The organism is Stenotrophomonas sp. A3_2 (assembly GCF_036624925.1).
Lineage (GTDB): Bacteria > Pseudomonadota > Gammaproteobacteria > Xanthomonadales > Xanthomonadaceae > Stenotrophomonas > Stenotrophomonas hibiscicola.
In genome coordinates, this window is record NZ_JAZKVY010000236.1 from 1 (window position 1) to 339 (window position 339).

The 339-nt window shown below is 59.6% G+C and carries 1 protein-coding gene; it reads right to left on the minus strand.

Features of this window, described 5'->3' with window-relative positions:
• Positions 1–189: 189 nt before the first annotated feature.
• A partial coding sequence (locus R5H29_RS08555) for a transposase (protein ID WP_407073525.1) occupies positions 190–339 on the minus strand: 150 nt, incomplete at its 5' end.

Here is a 339-nt window from a genome sequence, read left to right on the forward strand (position 1 = left end):
TGCTGCACGGTTACGTCGATCGCCTGGCGCCGAGCTACAACGTGGTGGACGTGCACGTGGCGCCGTGGGTGAGTGTGCTTGCCAATGCGTATCGGTTGTGGCGGGAGGCCGGGAGAGGGTAGGGAAGTCTTCTTTTTCTGACGTGGATTCAACTTCCAAATGCATAGTCGGTAGCCGCGTTGGTCTGGGCTACGGGCCGAAGAAGACCTCGTTTGGTGTCTTGTATCCCAGGACCTTTCTCGGGCGCGAGTTGAGCTTTCGCTCCACCCGGGCGATGGCAGCCTGTGTGATGCCCGCGAAGTTCATGCCTTTGGGAAAATACTGGCGCACGAGGCCGTT